15 protein-coding genes and 1 pseudogene are annotated in these 22,041 nt (G+C 61.6%); 11 read left to right on the top strand and 5 right to left on the bottom strand.

What is annotated here, in order from left to right; all coding sequences use genetic code 11:
* Positions 1-177: 177 nt before the first annotated feature.
* Both A9975_RS13225 and A9975_RS13220 read right to left on the bottom strand, forming a co-directional pair.
* Entirely contained in the window at positions 178-1,032 is an 855-nt protein-coding gene (locus A9975_RS13225; RefSeq protein WP_183033179.1) for a DUF2950 family protein, read from the bottom strand.
* Positions 1,033-1,034: 2 nt separating this feature from the next.
* Positions 1,035-2,444: a DUF3300 domain-containing protein gene (locus tag A9975_RS13220; RefSeq protein ID WP_183033178.1), complete on the bottom strand. Its 1,410-nt coding sequence runs from the start codon at positions 2,442-2,444 to the stop codon at positions 1,035-1,037.
* 329 nt (positions 2,445-2,773) lie between these two features.
* Between A9975_RS13220 and A9975_RS13215 the strand changes: the two are divergent.
* Together A9975_RS13215 and A9975_RS13210 are read left to right on the top strand one after the other, a co-directional pair.
* Positions 2,774-3,433: pseudogene (locus A9975_RS13215) on the top strand (hypothetical protein); the annotation flags it as partial.
* Positions 3,434-3,460: 27 nt separating this feature from the next.
* Positions 3,461-4,543, top strand: coding sequence for a mechanosensitive ion channel family protein (locus tag A9975_RS13210; protein WP_370564539.1), 1,083 nt, complete (start codon positions 3,461-3,463; stop codon positions 4,541-4,543).
* 161 nt (positions 4,544-4,704) lie between these two features.
* Here A9975_RS13210 and A9975_RS13205 read toward each other — a convergent pair whose 3' ends face one another.
* From A9975_RS13205 to A9975_RS13195, 3 genes are all read right to left on the bottom strand, one after another.
* On the bottom strand, positions 4,705-5,097 hold the full coding sequence (locus A9975_RS13205; protein ID WP_183033177.1) for an RT0821/Lpp0805 family surface protein: 393 nt from the start codon (positions 5,095-5,097) through the stop codon (positions 4,705-4,707).
* Between the two features lie 240 nt (positions 5,098-5,337).
* Positions 5,338-8,229 (bottom strand): ATP-binding protein, encoded by a 2,892-nt coding sequence (locus tag A9975_RS13200; RefSeq protein ID WP_183033176.1) that lies wholly within the window; start codon positions 8,227-8,229, stop codon positions 5,338-5,340.
* A gap of 208 nt (positions 8,230-8,437) precedes the next feature.
* Positions 8,438-9,103 carry a response regulator transcription factor gene (locus A9975_RS13195; protein WP_183033175.1) on the bottom strand — a complete coding sequence of 222 codons (666 nt, stop codon included), beginning with the start codon at positions 9,101-9,103 and terminating at the stop codon, positions 8,438-8,440.
* 436 nt (positions 9,104-9,539) lie between these two features.
* Between A9975_RS13195 and A9975_RS13190 the strand changes: the two genes are divergently transcribed.
* The 9 genes from A9975_RS13190 (at position 9,540) to A9975_RS13150 (ending at position 21,110) form a co-directional block, all read left to right on the top strand.
* Positions 9,540-10,694: an EAL domain-containing protein gene (locus A9975_RS13190; RefSeq protein ID WP_183033174.1), complete on the top strand. Its 1,155-nt coding sequence runs from the start codon at positions 9,540-9,542 to the stop codon at positions 10,692-10,694.
* 633 nt (positions 10,695-11,327) lie between these two features.
* A complete protein-coding gene (locus tag A9975_RS13185; protein WP_183033173.1) occupies positions 11,328-11,984 on the top strand; it encodes a response regulator transcription factor in 657 nt (218 codons plus the stop codon).
* A 233-nt stretch (positions 11,985-12,217) separates the two neighbouring features.
* On the top strand, positions 12,218-12,769 hold the full coding sequence (locus A9975_RS13180; RefSeq protein ID WP_183033172.1) for a fimbrial protein: 552 nt from the start codon (positions 12,218-12,220) through the stop codon (positions 12,767-12,769).
* Between the two features lie 111 nt (positions 12,770-12,880).
* The gene (locus A9975_RS13175; protein WP_183033171.1) at positions 12,881-13,660 is read left to right on the top strand and encodes a fimbria/pilus periplasmic chaperone; all 780 of its coding nucleotides are present in this window, start codon (positions 12,881-12,883) and stop codon (positions 13,658-13,660) included.
* A gap of 213 nt (positions 13,661-13,873) precedes the next feature.
* Complete coding sequence (locus tag A9975_RS13170; RefSeq protein WP_183033170.1) at positions 13,874-16,504, top strand: fimbria/pilus outer membrane usher protein; 2,631 nt, start codon at positions 13,874-13,876, stop codon at positions 16,502-16,504.
* Positions 16,505-16,575: 71 nt separating this feature from the next.
* A complete protein-coding gene (locus tag A9975_RS13165) occupies positions 16,576-17,622 on the top strand; it encodes a fimbrial protein (protein WP_255503188.1) in 1,047 nt (348 codons plus the stop codon).
* A 261-nt stretch (positions 17,623-17,883) separates the two neighbouring features.
* Positions 17,884-18,972: a fimbrial protein gene (locus A9975_RS13160; RefSeq protein WP_183033169.1), complete on the top strand. Its 1,089-nt coding sequence runs from the start codon at positions 17,884-17,886 to the stop codon at positions 18,970-18,972.
* Between the two features lie 924 nt (positions 18,973-19,896).
* The gene (locus tag A9975_RS13155; protein ID WP_183033168.1) at positions 19,897-20,718 is read left to right on the top strand and encodes a fimbrial protein; all 822 of its coding nucleotides are present in this window, start codon (positions 19,897-19,899) and stop codon (positions 20,716-20,718) included.
* A 107-nt stretch (positions 20,719-20,825) separates the two neighbouring features.
* Positions 20,826-21,110: a fimbrial protein gene (locus A9975_RS13150; RefSeq protein ID WP_183033167.1), complete on the top strand. Its 285-nt coding sequence runs from the start codon at positions 20,826-20,828 to the stop codon at positions 21,108-21,110.
* Positions 21,111-22,041 lie beyond the last annotated feature (931 nt).

The following is a 22,041-nucleotide window of genomic DNA, read 5'->3' as shown; positions in this document are numbered from 1 at the left end:
TGGCGCCAAGGATCGCCAGCGCATGCGAGAAGAAGCGGATCCGGACGCACAGGGCGCGGTCGTCGGTGCCGGCCCTCACCGGGGCCAATGGCCCGGCGTGTCCCGGCTTACGCGCCCGACACGAGGGAGAGCGGGTCAGGGAGAGTCCGCTTCAGCCCTACTCCACCCTACTCCACCCTACTCCACCTTCTCCCAGCCGGCGTCCGGCGCGAACACGCTCATGGACTTGGCCCTCGAGGTCGTGCCGGGGCCAAGATCGCGCTGGTACAACGTGCCGCTGCTGTCGAGCGCGAAGGTCTGTGTGCCGGTCTTTCCGTACGCCACCGGCCAGGCGAGGAACACGTATTTTGCCTCGCTGCCCTTGCCAGGCGTCACGATGCGGTAGTGGTAGCCATGGAACGCTTCGGCGGCGGGCGTATCAGGGCCCATCACCAGCGCATCCGGCCCCAGCGGGCTTTTTTCGGCATCGGAGTCGGCGGGCCAGTACAACCCGTCGGTCTTGCCGGTGCGGCTCACCAGGCGCCTGGCATAGCTGCCACCGCCAACTTCCTTGGCGTATTGCTGCTGCGCGTCGGACAGTTGACGCAGCATGGCTATCGTCTCCAGCTCGTTGCGCCCGATGCGGCGGATACGTAGTTCCTGCTGGCCCGCGCGCAAGTCAAACTTCCAGCCATTGCCGGCCTTGACGATCGGAAGCGGGAACGTCCAGCCCGATTCGCCCACGGCAAGCTTTGCCTCTTTATCGTTGATTTGTTCGATGGCGTGGTGCTTCGCCCAAGCGCCAAGGAAAGCATAGACGTCGTCGCGCTGCACGCCGCCTTCCGGCAACAGAGATGGATATTGCGGCCCCAGCACCTGCTTGAGCGCATCTCTATCGCTGGTGGCAATGGCATCGGCCAAGGCGTTGGCCGCCGCATCCGGCGTGGGATACGCTTGCTGGGCCAGCACAGGAGCGGCGAGCGCGAGGGTTGCCGCGGCCACCAGGATGCGCAGCCCACGCGCGGTTTGGGCACATACGATTTTGCGCATCATGCTTATCTCCGACCATGGCCACCGGGTCCGCCACCACCACCACCACCACCACCGCGTTGCGGTGCGGCGGCCCTGGGCTGCGGGCTCTGCTGGCGGGCCGGGGCCGGGGCTGCAGCCTGGCGTGCGCTGCCAGTGTCTCGCGGGGTTGCCGCGCGTTGCGATTGCTGCTTTACCTTGTCGCCATTGCCCGCGTCGCGCAGGGCGCTGTCGCGGTTGGCATCGCGTGCACGGTTGCGCGCATCGGCCTGGTCGGCACGCTGCCGGTCCGCGCCACTTGGCTTGCGTGCCTCGCCGGCCCCGCCGCCGCCTACGTTGCGGCCTTGATCGGCACCGCTACGCCCGCCCGCGCGATTGCTGTCCGGCGCGCTGCCGCGCGACGCCGCCCGGTTTCCTCCCGCGCCACCATGGCCAGGGATGGACTCCCCGGTGCGGCCCTGCACCGACTGCGCTGCGCGCTCACGTTGAGCATCCCGTGAGTTCGGCGTTGCCGCGCGTTGCCCTGCTCCCGCCCCTGCCCCTGCCCCTACTTGCTGCCGGCTGGACAGGCCCGCCTGGCGCTGCTTGTCATAGCGGTTGCTGACGTTCGGGTTGTTGTACGGCACGTTGCCGCGGTGCGCCGGGTTGTGCTGCCAACTCGTGTTGCTGTTGTTGACGTTGAGCCGGTTGTTGACGTTCACATTGTTATAGCGATTGACGTTGATGTTGACGTCATGGTGGCCCCAGTTGAAACCGCCCCACATCGAGTTGACCGCGGCAACGCCCAGCCCGAACCCGATCCCGGCGACCACGGCCGTGGCGAAGACCGAGCCCGGTGGCGGCGGGTAATAGGCGGGGGGATAGGCGGGGTATGCCCATGCGCCATAGACCACGGTGGGGTTGTAGGCCGGTACATACACCACCTGCGGGTTGGCTGGCTCGATCTGCACGATCGTGGTGCCGCCGGTGGTCTGCGTCACCACCTTCTGCTGCTCCGTCGTCTTCAGGCTGCCGGCCTTTTGCGCCTGCACGCGCAAGCGCTGCACCGAATCCATCACGTCATTCGGCTGGTCCAGGAACGCGTTGCCGATCGACAGCACCCACTGCGGCTGCCGGCCCATCATGTCCAGCACGGAGGGAAACGCCGCCAGGGATTGCACGCTGGGATCCCAGGGCTCGCCGGCCACGGCCTTGGTGGCCGCATCCCCGGAAAGGCTGGGATTGGACTTTGACCATGCCGCCGCCGCCGCTACGTCCTCTGGATACGTCGCCGCCATGAGGATCTGCGACAGCAAGGCATCCGGGTAAAGGGCAATCGGCGCCGTGAGCTGGTCCAGTTGGCCATGGTCCAGCCTGGCCTGCGCCAGCGACGGGCCGGCCGGGAACAGCATGACCAGCCCCAGCCACCAAGCGGCCAACACTCTTAATCGACGCATTTTTGCCTCTCCACGAAAAGACAGACATTGGCCTCAACCCGCCCAACGGCACCCGGCGGCTTCTACGGAAACCAGCCTGCCAGCACGATAAGCCGCCGCACGCGCGCCTGGCAATTCAATATCTCTGTGGTCCACCGTAAACAAATTGGTGAAACACACAGAACGAATCTAGAACATCTTGCGGAGATTGGCCCACTTTTCCCGTTGCCTTCCCGCCGCGTTGGCGCCTGCGCCACGCCCATGGATCGTGCGATCGAAAGAATTCATCTCGTCACAAAGGAATTTGAATGGCATGGCGGTGGCGCAACCGCACAATTGGCAGCTAACCTAACCCGGGTATCGTGATGTCGCAACTCGGCGGCGGCGCGACCATGAGCAAATCGTTTCCGATCTACCTGGAAGGCGCGATTGCCTATAGCCGGTACGATCCCGAGTTTGTTGCGACCAATGGCACCGAGTCGAGATCCGTGCCAGCCCGGTGGAATACCGTCTCCGCCACCGGCGGGATAGGCTGGGATTTCCCGCTGACGGAAAACAAGGAACTGGTGTTCCGGCCGATTTTCAACATCTCGCTCGGCTACGTGGCCAGCGATCTCTCCGTGGCCAAATTTGTCACCGAGCGCATCACCGACCGGCAGCTCAATTTCCTCGACCACGGCACCCTGAGCGCCTACGGGCTGGGCGGCTCTGTCATGCTGGACTGGGAGCACTCCCGGGAAACCCATGAGGTGGACGTCGAGTTGCGATACACCAATATCCACCTGCAGAGCTTCGGCGGCAGTGCCAATGCGGTGCAAGGCTCCGCTTCCGCCCAGACTGCCAATCTGTATGCCCGCTGGCGGGCGCCCACCGGCCTGCGTGCCCTGGACCGCCCTGTGCGCTATGTGCTGGAGCTGTCGCACTCGCGCTATTTGGGCAGTCAGTCCGAGATCCTCGGGTTCACCAACCTGACCACGCTGGGCACCGGCCTGGAGCTAGACACCAGTGCCCGCCTGCGCGCGTGGGCGTATGCCGGCATGCAACGCATCCTGGAAGCCCACCTGCTGAGCCGCACTTCCCGGGGCTTCGACTGGACGGGGACGGCTTATCATCTGGCGCGGCAACTCGTGCAACTGCTCGCGCTGTGCCTGTTCACACTGCTGCTCTACCTGTGGCTGATCTTCGTGCTGGAGCGGTTCCCGGCCTCGCAGCCCATGGGCAGCCGCCTGGGTGCGTTTCTGCTGGGCATGCTCAACCGGATCGCGCTAGCGTGCGTGGAAGCCCTGCCGGGCATCATCACCGCCATCGTGATTTTCCTGATCACGCGCGCCGTGCATGCCATGGTGAACAACATCTTCGCTGCCGCGGTACGCGGCAGGCTCGACCTGCCCGGCCTGCATCAGGAAACCGCCGGCGCCACGCGCCGTGTCGTGGTGCTGCTGGTGTGGGCGCTCGGCTTCGTCTTTGCCTACCCTTACCTGCCCGGCTCCCAAAGCGATGTGTTCAAGGGCCTGAGCGTGCTGTTCGGCTTCATGATCACGCTCGGCTCGGCGGGCATCGTCAACCAGTTGATGAGCGGCATGGTGGTGATCTACTCACGCGCGCTCAAACGCGGCGATTTCGTCGCGCTCGGAGAAAACACCGGCACAGTGGTGTCGATCGATACGCTATCGGTCAAGCTGGTCAATGTGCGCAATGAAGAGATCACCATCCCCTATGCGCTCGTGGTGGCGTCGCCCATCGTCAACTACTCACGCCATGCCGGCGATCGCGGCGCCCTGGTGGCGACCACCGTCACCATCGGCTATGACACACCATGGCGGCAGGTCCACGCAATGCTGCTGGCGGCCGCATCGCGCATGAAGCATGTCGCCATGACACCCGCGCCGTTCGTGGTCCAGCGCGCGCTGTCCGACTACTACGTGGAGTACGAGCTGATGGTCGCCATCGCCGATCCCACCCTGCGCCCGCTGGCACTGTCATCGCTGCACGCGGAGATCCAGGATGAGTTCAACCGCAACGGCGTGCAGATCATGTCGCTGCATTTCATGGCGCAGCCAGAGGAGCCCGTCCTGGTCAAGCCCGGCCAATGGCAGGGCTCCGGGTACGGCGGCACGTAGCGCGAGCCTGCCGGCGGCGCCCGAAAAGCAGCCAGCCGCAACTTGCAGTTCCCAGTATGCCGATGGCTCCCTACATGGCGTAGCCGACGGCGATATCTATGCTTTTAATGGCCTGGAACTCTGCCTTAAGCAGTGCGGCGTGGAACCCGAACGACAGGTGCTCAACCGTCGCTGAGCTTGCGCGAGCGCCAGCGCCCGTCGCCCTGCTTGCAGAACCAGCCGGTCCAGTTGTCTTCCTGGTCGGCCCGTTTCAACTGAAGCTTCAGTTGGCGGCAGGACTGCCCTTTGTCGGTCTTGCCGTTCATCGGCGTTAGATTTCCCTCGATCGGCTTGCGTTTTCCTGACGCTGGGTAGGTCCATGGCACCTGCGCACCGTCGGCGCCATCGTCCAGCGTCTTGCTGACCGCCTTGTATAGTGCGGCCGCTTCCTTTTGGCTCATGCTCCCGATCACGGTGCCATGGATGAACGTGTCAAAGTATGCAAGAGCCGGCGCGGCCGGAACAAGCGTGACGGCGCAGAGCACCGCGCGTCGGAGAAACAGGCGAAGCGACATTGGAGATATCCTTAAGTGGAGCGCTGAAAGAGCGGGGAGCATGACCCGGCAAACGTGTGCCGACCGGGCCGCCAGCTCTTTGCAGAACATGAAAAAAGCTGCCTATGGTAGCGCAATAGCAACCCATGATCGAGTGCGTATCCCGAGCGCTAGCCTGCATACCCGCAAGGGGGCATTCCGCCGCGGCTCTTGGCGAGCCGATTTGCCGCGGCTGCATTCGCAAGCAGCCGCGATGACCGGTCAAGCCCTCAACTCCCCCAGCGCATCCTCGATTTCCTGCTCGAACGCCGGCCACAGTCCCTGAAAGCTCTCGAGACCCTCGCTTCTAACCAACTGCTGCAGGCCGATGCATAATTCCGCCAGGGTCGCATTTCCCACCAGTGCAAAGCCTCCGCTCAGCGAGTGCAGTGCATTGAGGACTGCGTCGGCGTTGCCCGCCCGCAAGGCCTCTGTCATCGCCGCCGTTGTCTCCCGCGTGGCAGTGTGCATCGCCTCGCACACCTGTGGGGTGATCGGCAACTCCGGCAATTCGGGCAATGTCTTGTCGCTGGCGGATTCCTTTGGCGCGCTTCGGCCCGCATGCGACCGCAGAACGCGCCCCAGCACCGCCAGCGGCAAGGGCTTGACCAGCACTGTGGAAATGCACGCTTCCAGGCTGCGATGCGCCTGTTCCGGCGTGCTATGCGCGCTCATTGCGACGACAGGCAGGCCTGGATATTGCCGCCGGATGGCCGAGGCCAGGGCATAGCCATCCATCACCGGCATGCCGATGTCCGTCAGCACGATGTCATATTGCTTTTGCGCAAGCGCCTCCAATGCCTTCGCGCCATTCTCGACAATCGTCGCGTCAAAGCCGAGTTGCTCGAACTGGTCAGCCAGCATGGCACGGGTTGCCGGGTGGTCTTCCGCGACAAGCACCTGGATGGGCGGCTTGCCGTCACTGGACTCCACCGCGCTTGCAGCGTCCGATGCCTTGGCTGCCGCTGCTCCGCCGGCCTGTACGACTTGGGGAGGCTCCTGCGTGCGTTGCAATGGCCACCTGACCGTGAAGGTACTGCCCTGCCCCGGCGTGGATTCGACCGAAATATGCCCTTGCGCTGCCTCCACAATGCGCTGGCACAGTGGCAGCCCGAGGCCAGTGCCTCCGTAACGTCGATGGATTGAGTTGTCAGCCTGCGTGTAGAGCGCGAACAGGGTCGGCACGGCGGACGGATCCATCCCGATACCGGTATCCTCGATATCGAACTGCACGACAGATCTTTCGTTGTCTGGCACAAAGGCGGCGCGAACGACCACATGGCCGGATTCCGTGAACTTGATCGCGTTGCTGACCAGGTTGGCAATCACCTGCCGGATCCGGGTCGGATCGCCAAGAAAGTAGCCGGCGACACCGGGAGAAATGTCACAAGTCAGCGCCAGGCCTTTGGCCTCCGCAAGCGGCGCGAACGTGTCGCGCACATTCTGCAGCAGCTGGTCGCAACGGAAAGGAATGGACTCGAACGTCAGTTGCCCCGCTTCCACCTTGGACACGTCCAGCACATCATTGATGATGCGAAGCAGCGAGGCGGACGACGACTCGACGATCTCCAGCCTTCGCCGCTGGCCGGCGGACAATGGCGAGCGCCCCATGAGTTCCAGGCAGCCAATCATCGCATTGAGCGGCGTACGGATCTCGTGGCTCATGGTGGCAAGGAACGTGGACTTGGCCTTGTTGGCCTGGTCCGCCGCCTGGCGCGCCTCCCTGAGCTTCTGCTCCGTTTTCTTCTGCGCGCTGATGTCCAGCAACGCGCAAAGCAGAGCCGCCTCCCCGCGATACTTGACATGCGTAAAGTTGACAAGCAGATGCGTCAAGGCCTGCGTGCCCGCCCCGATGGTCAGCTCCTGGCCGACCAGCGGCCGGTTCCTGTTCGGCCGGTCCCCACGCGCTTGCGACGCGCGCCGATAGAGTTCCCACATGCGCTGGTTCAGCGGCGGCTCGCCAACCTGCTCGGCATAGCGGGCCATCACGTTATTGTCCACGATCACACTGCCATCGGCCTGCGCAAGCAGGCTAAGGCCCACCGGCGCGGTATGGATCAGCGCGCGGTTGAGCTTCTGGCTCTCCTTCAGGCGCACCGCGCGCTCATACGAGGGCAGGAGGATCTTGCGGCTATAGACGACAATGCAGACCCACAGCAACAACCATCCCACCACGGCAAGGGCGCTGATCGTCAGCAGGCGGTACTTCAGGCCGGCCAGGATCGTGTATGGCGTATAAGCGTAGACGAGGCTCCAGTCCGTCCCCGGCAGGCGGTCACTGATCTTGAAGATGCCATCCCTGAAGGTCTGTTGCATGCCCGGCCGCGCCGCAACGACATGCTTGGCTGCCACATGGTTGATGAAGTCGCTGCGCTCGGCGTCAGGCGTCAACAGCACCTTGCCGTGCCCGTCGAGAATGGCGAACTCGCCCCCCTCTTCCGGATTCTCAAGGCCATTCAGGAACCGGCCCGGACGCCTGTTGGCGACGACGATGGCCAGTGGCCTGCCATCACTGTCAAACAGGAACTGGGCGAAGCGGACCACCAGCTCGCCCGAGAGCGGATCAAATTGCGGCTCCATCCAGATCACGTCCGTCGGCGTGGCTTCGGGATGGGCTAGCGCGGCCTGCGTGAGGCTGACGATGTCTGGCCAGGTCTCCTTGAACAATCTGAGCGCATCGGGCAGGCGGGACACCGGTACACCGTAGCCGCTTCCCGACCGGAGCAGCGCCGCCAGGAAATCCCCTTGCACGGACAAGAAATAGGTGTTCGCGGAGAGCTCGGGAGTCCGCGTCAGCACGACACTGGATTTGATCTGCTTCTCCACCAATGCCAGAAGCGGCAAGAAGCTCGCAGCGGGCCGGGCATCGCTGACCTCGGTGGCCACGGCATAGACCCGGCGACCCGAATCCTGGCTGATGCGCAGCTGACCATTCTTGGAAAGGTACTGCTCACGCAAGGCTATCGACGGCAGCGCCTGACGGTCCCACACGCCTTCCGCATAGCCCGTGCCCCGCTTCAGAACCGCGCCGGCCCCTGTCATGCTGACCAGGAGCCTGGACTCCTGCGTCAGAAAGCCAGCGCGCGCCGCCGCATTGTAGTCACTGGCCGCCATCCACAAGGCCAACACCGAGCACAGCAGGATGAAAGCCGATAGCGCGGCACCACCGCCGTACAGCAGGGTCAGCTGATACCGCTTCATCAGCTCAGGATTGAAGTCGCGGCGGCCGCGGGAAATGCGGTGCTTGACAAGGGGCTTCAGTTTCACGGCGAAGTTGACATCATTCTGCTTCTGTTGGATCTATCGAGCGCTCGGCCCGACGTCACGCTTCCTCTTGGCCGCCTTCCGACTCCGGCTGAGTCTCGTTGCCGCTGTAGCGGAACAGATCCGCATCGCGCGTGACCCCGAGCTTTTTCATTGCCGCCACCTTCTGCGCGCTGATGGTCTGCTTGCTACGATGCAGCTGGGCAGCAATCTCGCCCACCTTGTAGCCCGCCCGGAACAATCTCACGATTTCCGCCTCCCGGGCACTCAGCCTGCGCGTGGCGCCAGGGTCCTCCTGGTCTTCGAGCAAGGACGCAACGGTGGGCGACACGTATTGCCCACCGGTATAGGCGGCATGCACGGCGGTGACGATATGCGCCATGGCATCGGACTTGCTCAGTATGCAGGTCACGCCAAGCGTCTGGATGGCGCGCAGCACCGAGGGATCGTCCACCATGGTGATGGTCACGATGTGTACCTCGGGGAAGCGCCGCAAGATCGTCGAGATGAGTGCCTGTCCGTCACCGTACTTGCCGTCCGGCATGACATAGTCGAGCACCAGCACATCGCACGGCTGCTTGTCGAGCGCATCGACCAGTTCCGTGGAATTCGAGGCTGTCCCGGTTACCTCGATGCCGCCGGCCCCCTGCAGCGAATGGGCAATGCCAAGCAACGTGACTGGGTGATCGTCCGCCACCATGACACGCAAATGAAAGTCATCCATCAAGCCCACGCTTGTAGAAAGTTGCACAAGACCCCAAGGTGCGAATGGCAAATAGCGCAACGTCACCACCAACAGTTCTTGGTCCACACGGCGCCGGGAGTTTCAGTCCCGGTCGCAATGATGCTCTTCGATCACTTTTCCGCCTATAAGTGCGAAGTAGACCATATCAATGGTATACGATCCGTGCCGATGCCCCCCTCGCTTGCCAGCCGCGCATGGCTGGTGCGCCGATTTCTTTCACTCCAAGCCGCAGATTCAGACTCGTCCTATTCAGTAATGCCTGCCATCCTTTTATCCTGTCGGCATGAAAGGATCTCTCAGCACCCTCGCTCTGCATCAAGCCCAACGCCACGGCACGCCACTGCATAGTTGTGGCGCGCGCGCCCACGATAAGCCAGCCGGCCCGGGCTGCGCAAGCCGTCATCGCATCCTGGTCGTGGAAGAGAATCCGCTGCACCTCTCCACCACGATGCAGATGTTCGCCTGTCAGGGCGCCCATCATGTGGAAGGCTACACCGACGGAGCCAAAGCCTTGCAGCGCCTGGGCGAATGCCCTTTTGACCTGGTTGTCACCGGCCTCAATATCGCCGGCGTTGACGGCATCCAGATCATCCAGAGCCTGCCTACGTCCGCGATCGCGCCGGCGCTGGTCATCACCAGCACCGCGCCGCGGCCGATACTGGTTGGCGCCCGCAAGGTCGCCGAGTCGCGGGGCATCGCGGTGATGGCCACCTTGCCGAAGCCGCTCACCCAGCAAGGCGTGCATGCCGCGCTTGGCGCGTACGGCGAGAGCGTGAAGCGCGTCCGTCCCGCCCGTCCCGGCAACACTCCGGATTTTCACCGCGATGCCCTGATCGCCGCCATGGAAAACGGCGAAATGCAAGCCTGGTACCAGCCAAAGTACGCGCTGGTCGACGGCCTGGGCCATGCTGCGGAGGCGCTGGTGCGTTGGGAACACCCGAAATTCGGGCTGCTGCTGCCCGGTGCCTTCCTGCCCGCCATCGAGCGCGAGGGGCTTGAGGCCCTCCTGCTGCAGACCATGCTGGCACAGACGCTCACCGCGCAACAAGAGTGGAAGGCCTGCGGCCACGATATTGCCGTCTCCGTGAACCTCACGACCAAGCTGCTGGATGACCCGGATCTTCCGGATCGATTGCATGCGCAGGTAATGGCGGCCAACGGCGATCCACGGCGTATCTGTTTCGAGTTGACCGAAGACTCCATGGAGGCGCAGGAAAGCAACTATTACGCGGGCGCATGCCGGTTGCGCATGCACGGCTTTGGCCTGGCCCAGGATGATTTCAGCAGCGGCTTCAGTTCCTTCTACAGACTGGTGGCGACACCCTTCACGGAGCTGAAGCTGGACCGGTCCATGGTCAAGGACGCCATCATGATCGATGCCTTCCGTGCCGCCCTATCGAGCGTGGTGCAGCTTGGGCGCAAGATGGGCCTGACCGTTGTGGCAGAAGGCGTGGAGACCGAAGCCCAACTGCGGCTGCTCCAGGAGTGTGGCTGCCACAGAGCGCAAGGCTTCCTGATATCGCCCGCCATCCGGCAAGACGCCATCGTCCGCTTCTTCTCCGCCAGCTGATACGGCGCATGGCCCTGCCGCCTGCCGTCACTTACGGTTGCCTGTCGTCGTTTTGACCTTTGAACGGAAGCGGATCGCGCTGATTTGTGGCGATCCGTGGTGTGGCCTTCCCCTTGGCGCTGTCGCTGGCGTTTTCGCCGTGGCTTCTGCATAAGCAGCCGCACGCCCTGCCTTTCCTGACCGCCTCCCGGCTCTTATCCGCCACAACAAGGCCTTGCCTCATGAACCGCCCTGAACGCTTCGCCGCGGCCGCCCCGCCAGCCATCCTTGCGCCTCGCTCAAGTGCCAGCCCCAACGGCATAGCGAAACGCAAGCCCGGCATGACGGCCACTTGCGCGCTGTTATGTAGCGCCCGCAACACGGACCACCGCCCGGAAACCCGCGGCACAGCGCGCCCTGACGTCGCCGGAGAGGCCAGGGCGCAGACAGAGATCTGATGGAATTCCGGCCTGTGAACCTGGGGATGGAAAGTGTCAACAAATGTAAAAATTAGGACTTGTCCTATTAAGTCCTGAAAATTTCGTACATGTCCTATGTATCTCGGACCAGGAATCGTAGAAGATACCCATATTGCAACTCCACACGCCACCATCGCTATAGGGGATAACCAGACAATCAGCAAACAAAGGGGCCATGGTTAATATGCGTAAGTTAAATATAAACGTGGCGATAGCCGACGATACTCCATTGATACTGGATGGCTTGAAATGCGCACTAAATTCAATTTCGACGATCAATGTCGTAGCGTCATGCGAATCGGCAGCTGAACTCTTCAGTACTTTATCCGACGTCAATTGCGATGTTATCGTAACCAATTACTCCATTCGTGGAGGAGAATCCGGAGATGGGCTGTCTTATATATCCCGCCTTCGCCGCCTTCACCCAAATGCAAAGATTGTTGTACTGACCAGGTACAAGCAGCCCGCCATCATCAAGTCTGTTTTGGCCCTTGGCGTCTCCGCCATCGTGGGTCGGCATGATGATGCAACAGAGGTAATCACTGCCATTCATGTCAGCGCTTCAGGCGGGGAATATATTTCTCCACGGGTCCGCCTGGCGCTAGCGTGCCTGCAGTCCAGCATCGATCGGTCACAACCGCTCTCGGCCCGCGAAACCGAGGTGATGCGCCTGTATATATCGGGCTTGACCGTCGGTGAAATCGCAGTCCTTCTCAAGAAGGGCAAGCAGACAATCAGCTGCCAAAAGATGAGCGCCATGCGAAAGCTCGGAATAAAGAGCAATGTTGATCTCATCAAGTATGGCAATGACATTAGTCATAGCCAGCATTGATGAACCGCATTCGCAGCGGCACCCCGCCATCTTCTGGCTGGCTTCCCTGATACCGGGTCGCCCACAGTACCGGCTGTGAGCCACTCAGTACCGAGGTAATCACTCATGAACGAGTGTGCGGCCTCGACCCTTGCATGAATGCAAGGCCATTCGCTCGCGATATTGCTGAGTGGCCATGCATATCAGGCAACCCTTGCAACTTACTTTTAACAACCTCTAAGAGGAAACTGAAAATGAAATCGAAAATCCTGGCAATCACCCTGGCAACTGCTGGCCTGATGACCGCAGCTGGCTCGGCGCAAGCTGCTGACGGTACGATCAACTTCACCGGCAGCGTGATCGCCTCCACCTGCAAGATCAACGCCGGCACCAACGACCTGGCCGTGGCTCTGCCGCGCGTGGGTACCAACACGCTGTCCAAGGCAGGCGCCACCGCCGGCCGCACGCCGTTCGTCCTCGCGCTGACGGGCTGCTCCGTCGCCAAGGATGCACCCACCAAGGTCGCCGTTTCCTTCGAACCGGGCACCAGCGTCAACGCCGACACCGGCCGCCTGAAGCTGCAAGGCGCCGACGCCGCAACCAACGTGGAAATCGGCATCCTGAACGATCAGTCCGCGCCGATCAAGGTGGGTGCAGCCAGCACCGACCAGAACTCGCAGGTCGTGGCCATCGATGGCACCACCGGCGCCGCAAAGATGAGCTACGCCGCCGAATACACGGCAACCGGCGTGGCAACCGCGGGTACCGCGAACTCGTTCGTGCAATACACCCTGATGTACCCGTAAGCGCGAGGACGAGTCTCTGGTCTCCGGGGATTGACGTACGAGCTTGCAAGCCGTCTGGCCGGCCCCGGCCAGCGGCTTGCGACAGGAGGTAACAACGCAAAGGATACTTATATGACACTCAGCATTCCGAAGTCGAAGTTATCAAGGGCGATGGCAATCGTTTCCGCCTCGATTGTGTCCGCGTCGATCGCGACATCGGCCGCCGCAGCCGTCGTTGTGTCAGGCACGCGCGTCATCTTTCCCGCGGAAGAGCGCGAGGTGACCATCAAGGTCACCAATGATGGCCGCATCCCTTCCCTGGTCCAGACCTGGATCGATACCGGGAACGAAAATGAATCCCCGGACAAGATCGACGTGCCGTTCACGCTCACGCCGACCATGTTCCGCGTCGAGCCCGGCAAAGGCCAGACCCTGCGCATCATCTATACGAATGAGCCGTTGCCGACCGACAAGGAGTCGCTGTTCTGGCTCAACGTGCTGGACGTCCCCCCGAAGCCAGCCGCTGAAGACGATCGCAATCGTCTCCAGGTTGCCTTTCGCACGCGGATCAAGCTGATGTACCGGCCGGCCGGACTGCCGGGTAAAGCCGAGGAAGCCCCGGCACGGCTCAAGTGGCAAATAGCCAGGGGCCCGGAAGCCAACCAGTATGTCCTGAAAGCCGTCAACCCAAGCCCTTATGTCGTCAGCCTCGGCAGTGTCCAGCTGAAGATGGGTGGAAAGACGTTCGATGCAGGCATGGGCCATGTGCGCCCCGGCGCCTCGCAGACGTTTCCGATCAACGGGCTGGAATCGCCGCCCGCCGCGGATGCGACGGTCGAGTTCAGCAGCATCGACGACTGGGGCGGCAACAATAATACGCAAGTGCCCGTCGCCATCGACCCACGGCACTAGCCTGTCCTGCTAGCACGGTCAGCGCCGTCAGCGCGGTTAGCGCGGCAAGCGCATCCCGACCAGCTTCACTGCTGGCTCAACAGAAATCTCACACAAGTAAGCGTCGCGCATCCGTGCGCCACGCATCAATGTCGGGCGGCAAGGTCGGACCGTAGAGCCGATGGCCTGGTCCGATCCATGATCGCCTGATGATCTACTTCCGGAGTGTTTTCCATGCCGCCGATTCAGCGTCCGAATTCCGATATTGGCCACACGCCGCAGTTACGGCCAATATGCGCTTTGCTCCTGACCAGCCTGGCCGGTTGGCAGAGCAATGCGAACGCGGATGGTGGCACGCCGGAGCCGTTCCAGATCGCGCAGATCCAGTCCAAGCCACTTGAGTTCGAGGGCGGTTTCCTCAACAACAGCGGCGGCACCGTGGATCTGTCGAAGTTCCAGCGCAGCGATATCGTCCCGCCTGGCACGTACAGCGTCGATGTCTACGTCGACCAGAACTGGGTGGGTCGCGCCAGCGTGCCGTTCAAGGCCGTGCCCGGCTCAGCGGATGCCCAGCCCTGCTTCAGTGAAGCGCTGTTCAAGCAGGCCGGGGTCAATCTCGGCAAGCTGCCTCACCATGTAAAGGCCTCCTTCGCCGAGCCGGGTGGCTGCGTGCGCCTCGGGCAAGCCATTCCGGACGCCAGCTCCAGTTTCGACTTCGGCGAGCAGCGCCTCACTCTCAGCATTCCGCAGATTTCGCTGATCCGTAACGCCCGCGGCTACGTGAGCCCCGACCAGTGGGATGCCGGCGTCCCCGTCGGCATGGTCGGCTACAACGCCAACGTCTACAGCACCAAGAGCCAGGGCAGCCACGCGCAGACCCAGGGGTACCTGGGCCTGAACGTGGGCGCCAACCTGGGGAGCTGGCATTTCCGTCACGACGGGTCGTACAGCCTGGATGACAAAGGACGCCAGAAGTACCAGAACGTAGCCACGTATCTGCAGCGGAGCCTGCCGTCGCTGTCGTCGCAGCTCGTCATCGGCGAGTCCTACACCTCCGGCGATCTGTTCGATTCCACCCAGTTCCGCGGGGTGCGCATCTCCACGGACGACCGGATGCTGCCGGATTCGCAGCGCGGCTACGCGCCGGTCGTGCGCGGCGTGGCCAACAGCAACGCGAAAGTCTCGATTTCGCAGAACGGTGTCAAGCTCTACGAGACCACGGTGGCGCCGGGTGCGTTCGAAATCGACGACCTCTACCCTACCGGGTACGGCGGCGACCTGCGGGTTTCCGTCACGGAAGCGGACGGCTCCGTGCATTCGTTCACCGTGCCGTATGCGGCCGTGCCGCTGTCGCTGCGTCCTGGCACCAGCCGCTACAGCGTGGTGGCGGGTGCGGTGCGCAACCAGCAGAGCTCGAAGAACCCGCTCTTCACCCAGGGCACCTGGCAGCGCGGCTTCACCAACCTGCTGACCGGCTACGGCGGTATCACCGTGGCCGAAGGCTACGTGTCCGTGATGGCCGGCGGCGTACTCAATACCTCGTTTGGCGCGCTCGGCGGCGACATTACGCAGGCCCGCACCTCGATCCCGGGCGTGAAGCGCTTCGACGGCTCCAGCGTACGGGTGAGCTATGCAAAGAACGTGGTGGCGACCGGCACCAACGTCTCGATCGCGGCTTACCGCTATTCGACGGCCGGCTACTTCGGGCTCAACGACGCCATGCTCGCCCGCGAGCAGGCCGAGCGCGGCCTGTCCATCGACACGATCTACCGGCAGCGCAATCGTGCGTCGCTGACGCTCAACCAGCGGCTCGGCGAGCGCGGCGGCAACATCAATGCCACCGCGTCCACGGCAACGTACTGGAACCGCAGCGGCTCGGACGTCAGCTATTCGGTGGGCTACAGCAACGCCTACAAGAATCTTGGCTACAGCGTATCCGCCACCCGCCAGCGCAACTCCGGCGGGCAGATGAGCACGCTGTACTACGTCGGCCTGACGATTCCGCTGGGCGGCAAGTCGCCGGTGACGATGACCGGGAACATGCTGCACGATACCGCCGGGCGCACCCAGCTGCAGACGTCGGTCTCCGGCGCATCCGGGGTGGACAACAATTTCTCCTACGGCCTGAACGCCAATCACGCGAACGGCAACGGCAGTTCGACGACCAATGGCGGCGCCAACGTGATGTATCGCGCCCCGAATGCCGAACTCAGCGCCAGCGTCAGCGGGGGCGCAGATTACCAGCAGGCCTCCGTGTCCGCACGTGGCGCCATGGTAGCGCATCCGGGCGGCGTCACGCTGTCGCAGCCGCTGTCGGAAACGTTTGCGATTGTCGAAGCACCGGGAGCGGAAGGCGCGCGGGTGACCAACGCGTCGGGCGTGCGGATCGATAGCCGAGGCTACGCGATCGTGCCGTACCTCACGCCGTTCAATATGAACATGGTCGAGCTGGACCCGAAGGGCTTGTCGACCGATGTGGAACTCAAGGAAACGAGCCAGCGCGTGGCGCCGCTGGCGGGATCCGTCCCGATGCTGAAGTTTGCCACCGAGTCCGGGCGCTCCGCGCTGATCCAGCCCCGGCGGCCGGATGGCAGGCCGCTCCCGTTTGGCGCCACCGTGGTCAACGAGCAAGGCAAGGAAGTCGGCTCCGTCGGCCAGATGGGCAAGATCTTCGCGCGCGGCCTGGAGTCGCAGGGCGAACTGACCGTCAGGTGGGGCAAGGACGAATCGTCGGTTTGCCACGTCCCCTACACCCTGCCGGAGCGAAAGAAAAAAGCGGGGCTGCAGCCGCTGCAGCGCATCGACGCAGCCTGCGCCGATGGCGCGCCGCGTCCGAACTACGCGTCGAATCAGCCGCGTCGATAAAGAAAGGACCGGACACGCGGCGCGACACTTGCGCACCGCAGATTTTGCGAAAGAGAGCAGGAGCAAACAAGATGAATCTCCCGAACGATCCAGACATGGATCAGAGGAACACCGTTTCCCGCCGCAAGGCCATGCTTGGCTTTGCAGCAGCCAGTTCTTTATTTCTTCATCTTTCGGCAGCGCAGGCGGGTCCTTGTACGGTATTCGCCGGCGGTCAGTACGTCGACTACCTGAGGGTCGATCTTCCCGCTTGGGACTCCGCCACGTTTGATCCTAACGTTCCCGACGGGACGGTTGTCTTTTCCGGTACGGGGCAAGCAACGGGCCTAGCCGGCAAGGTCGAATGTCCCACCTACTTAGAAGCCAGCTATGATGGCAAGGGGCCCGTGGGGCGCTTTAACACTTATGCCACGTCGGTTGCTGGTATAGGTGTGCGCATCAAGGGCGGCGCTGTCCCGGACCAATGGTGGCCGAACGGATTCACCTGGACGGTAAACGGGGTCAACTTCAAAGGCGGCGGAGACTTCACCGTGGAACTGGTCAAAACCGGCCGGATTACAGCGGCGGGGGCACTGACTGGCGAAATCGGCACGACGACGCTGGTCAATCAACAGAACCAGGTAATCCGGCGCATCTTCATCACCGGCTCGCTCCCCATCAGGCCGCTGGTGCCGACATGCAAGGTGACAACGCCCTCCGTCGCAGTGCCGCTTGGCTCGATTCCGACCTACGCGTTCAAGGCCGTTGGCACGAAGACCGAACTCAGGCCGTTCGAGATCCGGCTGCAGTGCTCGGGAGGCTCGCAGGGCACGGCCACGCGGATGTATATGACGATGACGGACGCCAGCGACCCGTCGAATCGATCCAGCGTGCTGACCCTGTCGTCGAATTCCAAGGCGACGGGCGTCGGCATTCGGATTCTGCGCGGCAGCGACGATAGCGTGGTCTGGTTTGGCGCCGATTCTTCCGCGAGCAACAATCAAAATCAGTGGTTCATTGGCGAGTACGGCAATAACACCGTGACGATCCCGCTCAAGGCACAGTACTACCAGAGGGCAGCGCAGGTGACACCGGGACCGGCGAATGGTCTCGCTACGTTCACGATGAGTTACCAGTAATCACGGCAAGGGGACGTTGACGGCGGCACTGCCAACGGTCTCGCCCTACCGCCCTACCGCTCACAATGCCTCAATAGCCACTTGAAAACCTATCGATTGAGGGTGCCTTGCCCGCTGGCGGCATCGACCTGCCCTCGATACGCTAACGACGAAACGTAGCCTCGTCATCCATACACATCGGGAAGCTCGCACGCGCAGGATGCCGCGCGACGCGTGAGCAACGAAAAATTTATGAATTGAAAGAAATGTGGGGAAAACAAGATGAGCTATCCGGATACTAAAAGGAGTGTCGCTGGATTGTACGCGTACACGAAGAGACTGTTGAAATGGCTTCTGCCATTGGTGGCTATTTTGCCGGCGACAGCCAAGGCCGCGGACGACTGTCTTCGAACCTGGATCGGCGGGCTTAATCTGTTTTTACCAGCCAACCTCAACGAATCGGCGGACAAATTCCAGCCAGGAATTCTCTTTCCATCGACGGCGCCTGCTTCAGAGTTTCTTGTCGCGTTCAACTATGGTCCTCAATGCGCGGAAAAGTACGTCAAGAGTATAATTATTAATCCGTATGGGAATGTGGTTAGCGGGGTGACTTATACGGATGGAGGCCAGACTTACCCCGTCTATGCAACAGAGGTACCTGGAGTCGGCTATGCATTTGGCGTGAGTCTATCAAGTAAAGGCCCATGGACCCCGGTTAAACCCGGGACAACGGAGATATTTTCCGGATCTTCTCCTACTCTAACCGTTTACCAACGGGCTAGCCTGGTTGCAATAGGACGCGTTGCCACGGGCAAGTACACCATTCCAGAACAGAAGATGTCCTTAGTTAGGTCGACCCTTGGAAATGGCACCACTGTTAACGATATGGGCTATTTCAGGAGCGTGGGAACGTTCAACGTGACGGCGCGCGGGTGCACGGTGACATCCGGAGCAACCAATGCCGTCGTGTTGCCCGCCTTGGTAACACATAGCCTGAAGGAGGTCGGCGCGGTGTCGAATGCATCGGCATCCTTCTCCATTGGAGTGAATTGCGACGCCAACGTGGAGCTGTACGCAACACTCACGGACGCCTCGAATCCGGCCAATACCAGCGACACGCTGACGCTGGCCGGCAATTCCACCGCCACTGGCGTGGGCATTCAAATATTCCGCTCGGGCCAAACGACAGCACAGCGGCTCGGACCGGATTCGTCGGCGAAGGGAAACACCAACCAATGGTATGTCGGTGGCACATCGGCGTCGAACGGCACCATCATCGTTCCCCTGACCGCAAAATATGTGAAGACCGAACCGACCATGAAGCCTGGCACGGTGAGCGCGATCGGAACGATTACGTTCTCATATCAATAGCGCCGACCGGTTTTCAAAAGTCCAGACCGCAGCGCAGGTGACGCCGGGACCGGCGAATGGTCTCGCTACGTTCACGATGAGTTACCAGTAATCACGGCAAGGGGACGTTGACGGCGGCACTGCCAACGGTCTCGCCCTACCGCCCTACCGCCCTACCGCCCTACCGCTCACAATGCCTCAATAGCCACTTGAAAACCTATCGATTGAGGGCGCCTTGCCCGCTGGCGGCATCGACCTGCCCTCGATACGCTAACGACGACACGTAGCCTCGTCGACGGCACGCGTTTTAGTACTCGTCCCATTCTAAACGACCTCCAATCTCGATATCCTAGCTACTTCAGGATACTTCCTGACGCATTGTCGCTGGCACTTGCACCATGCCGCTTCAGGCTATGGCCGTCGCAAGGCCGCGGGATGCGGGCGGCAAACAGCGCACTGAAGAACCCATCCATCTTTCAGCCCCAGGGACGATCAAAGTGACGGCGCGTGGATATATGTCGGCCACTCGTCGGCGTCTGGGGGGCTAGAAATCCGCGTCATCCCTACACATCGGGAAGCTCGCACGCGCAGGATGCCGCGCGACGCGTGAGCAACGAAAAATTTACGAATTGAAAGAAATGTGGGGAAAACAAGATGAGCTATCCGGATACTAAAAGGAGTGTCGCTGGATTGTACGCGTACACGAAGAGACTGTTGAAATGGCTTCTGCCGCTGCTGTTTATCTTCCCGGCAGCAGTCCACGCACAGTCTGGTTGCTCTGCAACTGGGCCTGAGTATCTTACGCTAACTGTACCGAGCAGTCTTAGCAGCGGGGCGGACGCTTACCGACCAGGGACCATGCTGCCATCATCGTCGCCCGTTATAGCACGGAGTGCCCTTTACATTTACGATTGGTGCGTTCCTGCTCCCAGCATTAAAACTGTAGTGTATGAGCCGAAAGGGAAAGTGGTCAGCGGGGCGACCTATACGGAAAACGGTCAGACTTATTCCATCTTTGAAACAGGTGCCCCGGGAATCGGTTATGTTCTTGGCGGGCGTGCCGCCACCGCCAGCCCCACCCCTCCCGCCTCTTCAGCATGGGTTCCGATTGGTCCTGGCCCAACGGTGGTATACACCGGGAATGCGAATGTCATGAGGATGGAGCATCGGATTATCCTGGTTGTTTCAGGACGCCTTGTCTCTGGCTCTTATACCATTCCGATTCAGGCGATGGCCGACGTAAGGCCGCTGGATGCAGCCGGTAAACAGCTCAATTCAGATACCCCCGCTCTTCAAGTCTCGGGGCCGATCAACGTGACGACGCGTGGATGCAAGGTGACATCCGGAGCGACCAATGCCGTCGCCTTGCCCACCTTGATATCCCATAGCCTGCAGTCGGTCGGCGCGGTGTCGGACGTATCGGCGTCCTTCTCCATTGGGGTGAATTGCGATGGCAATGTGGGGCTGTACGCGACACTCACGGATGCATCGAATCCGACCAATACCAGCAATGCGCTGACGTTGGCCGGCAGTTCCACCGCAACCGGCGTTGGCATTCAAATGTTCCGCTCAGGCGCGACGACGCCGCTGGGGCTCGGTCCGGATTCGTCGGCGAAGGGAAACACCAACCAATGGTCTGTAGGCCGCTCGTCGGCGTCGGGGGGCAACATCAACATTCCCCTGACGGCAAAATATGTGAAGACCGAGCCGACCATCAAACCAGGGACGGTCAAGGCGCGCAGCACGATCACGTTCTCGTATCAATAGCGTCAACCGGTTCTCGAAAGCGATGCGCTGGCTTTTTGGACTGGCGCAGTAAACCCTGAGGAGATCGTAGTGCCACGAAAGACCTCCGTTGATCAGAGAAGCGCGGTTTGCCGCCGCAAGGCCATGCTTGGCTTTGCGGCAGCCGGCTTTTTATCTCTTCATCTTTTGGCGGCACAGGCGGCCTGCACGATAACGTCAGCGCCAGCAGCGATAGCGTGGTCTGGTTTGGCGCCGATTCTTCCGCGAGCAACAATCACAATCAGTGGTTCATTGGCGAGTACGGCAATAACACCGTGACGATCCCGTTCAAGGCACAGTACTACCAGAGGGCAGCGCAGGTGACACCGGGATCGGCGAACGGTCTCGCTACGTTCACGATGAGTTACCAGTAATCACGGCAAGGGGACGTTGACGGCGGCACTGCCAACGGTCTCGCCCTACCGCCCCACCGCTCACAATGCCTCAATAGCCACTTGAAAACCTATCGATTGAGGGTGCCTTGCCCGCTGGCGGCATCGACCCGCCCTCGATGCGCTAACGACGAAACGTAGCGTCGTCGACGGCACGCGTTTTAGTACTTGTCCTATTCTAAACGACCTCCAATCTCGATATCCTAGCTACTTCAGGATACTTCCTGACGCATTGTCGCTGGCACTTGCACCGTGCCGCCTCAGGCTATGGCCGTCGCAAGGCCGCGGCGGGCGGGCGGTAGACAGCGCACTGAAGAACCCATCCATCTTTCAGCCCCAGGGACGATCAAAGTGACGGCGCGTGGATGTACGTCGGCCACTCGTCGGCGTCTGGGGAACCAGAAATCCGCGTCATCCGTACACATCGGGGAGCTCGGACGCTCAGGATGCCGCGCGACGCTTGAGCAACGCCAAATTTATGAAATGAAAGAAATGCGGGGGAAACAGGATGAGTTATCCGGAAACGAAAAGGAGTGCCGCTGGATCGTACACGTACACAAAGAGACTGTTGAAATGGCTTCTGTCGCTGGTGCTTATATTCCCGGCGGTAGCCCACGCACAATCATGCTCCTCAAATCGGCCTCCCACGCCTACGCTAACTGTACCGAGCAGTCTTAGCAGCGGGGCAGACGCTTACCGACCAGGGACCATTCTGCCAGGATCGTCGCCCGTTATATCATGGAGTGGCTATTACACGTTCGATGGGTGCGTTCCTTATCGCGCCATTAAAACTGTAGTGTATGAACCGAAAGGGAAGGTGGTCAGCGGGGTGACCTATACGGAAAACGGTCAGATCTACCCCATCTTTGAAACAGGTGTACCGGGAATCGGTTATGTTTATGGCGGGCGTGCC

The sequence above is a fragment of the Cupriavidus sp. UME77 genome, from assembly GCF_014170355.1.
Lineage (GTDB): Bacteria > Pseudomonadota > Gammaproteobacteria > Burkholderiales > Burkholderiaceae > Cupriavidus > Cupriavidus basilensis.
This window is presented reverse-complemented; position numbering and strand designations above follow the sequence as displayed.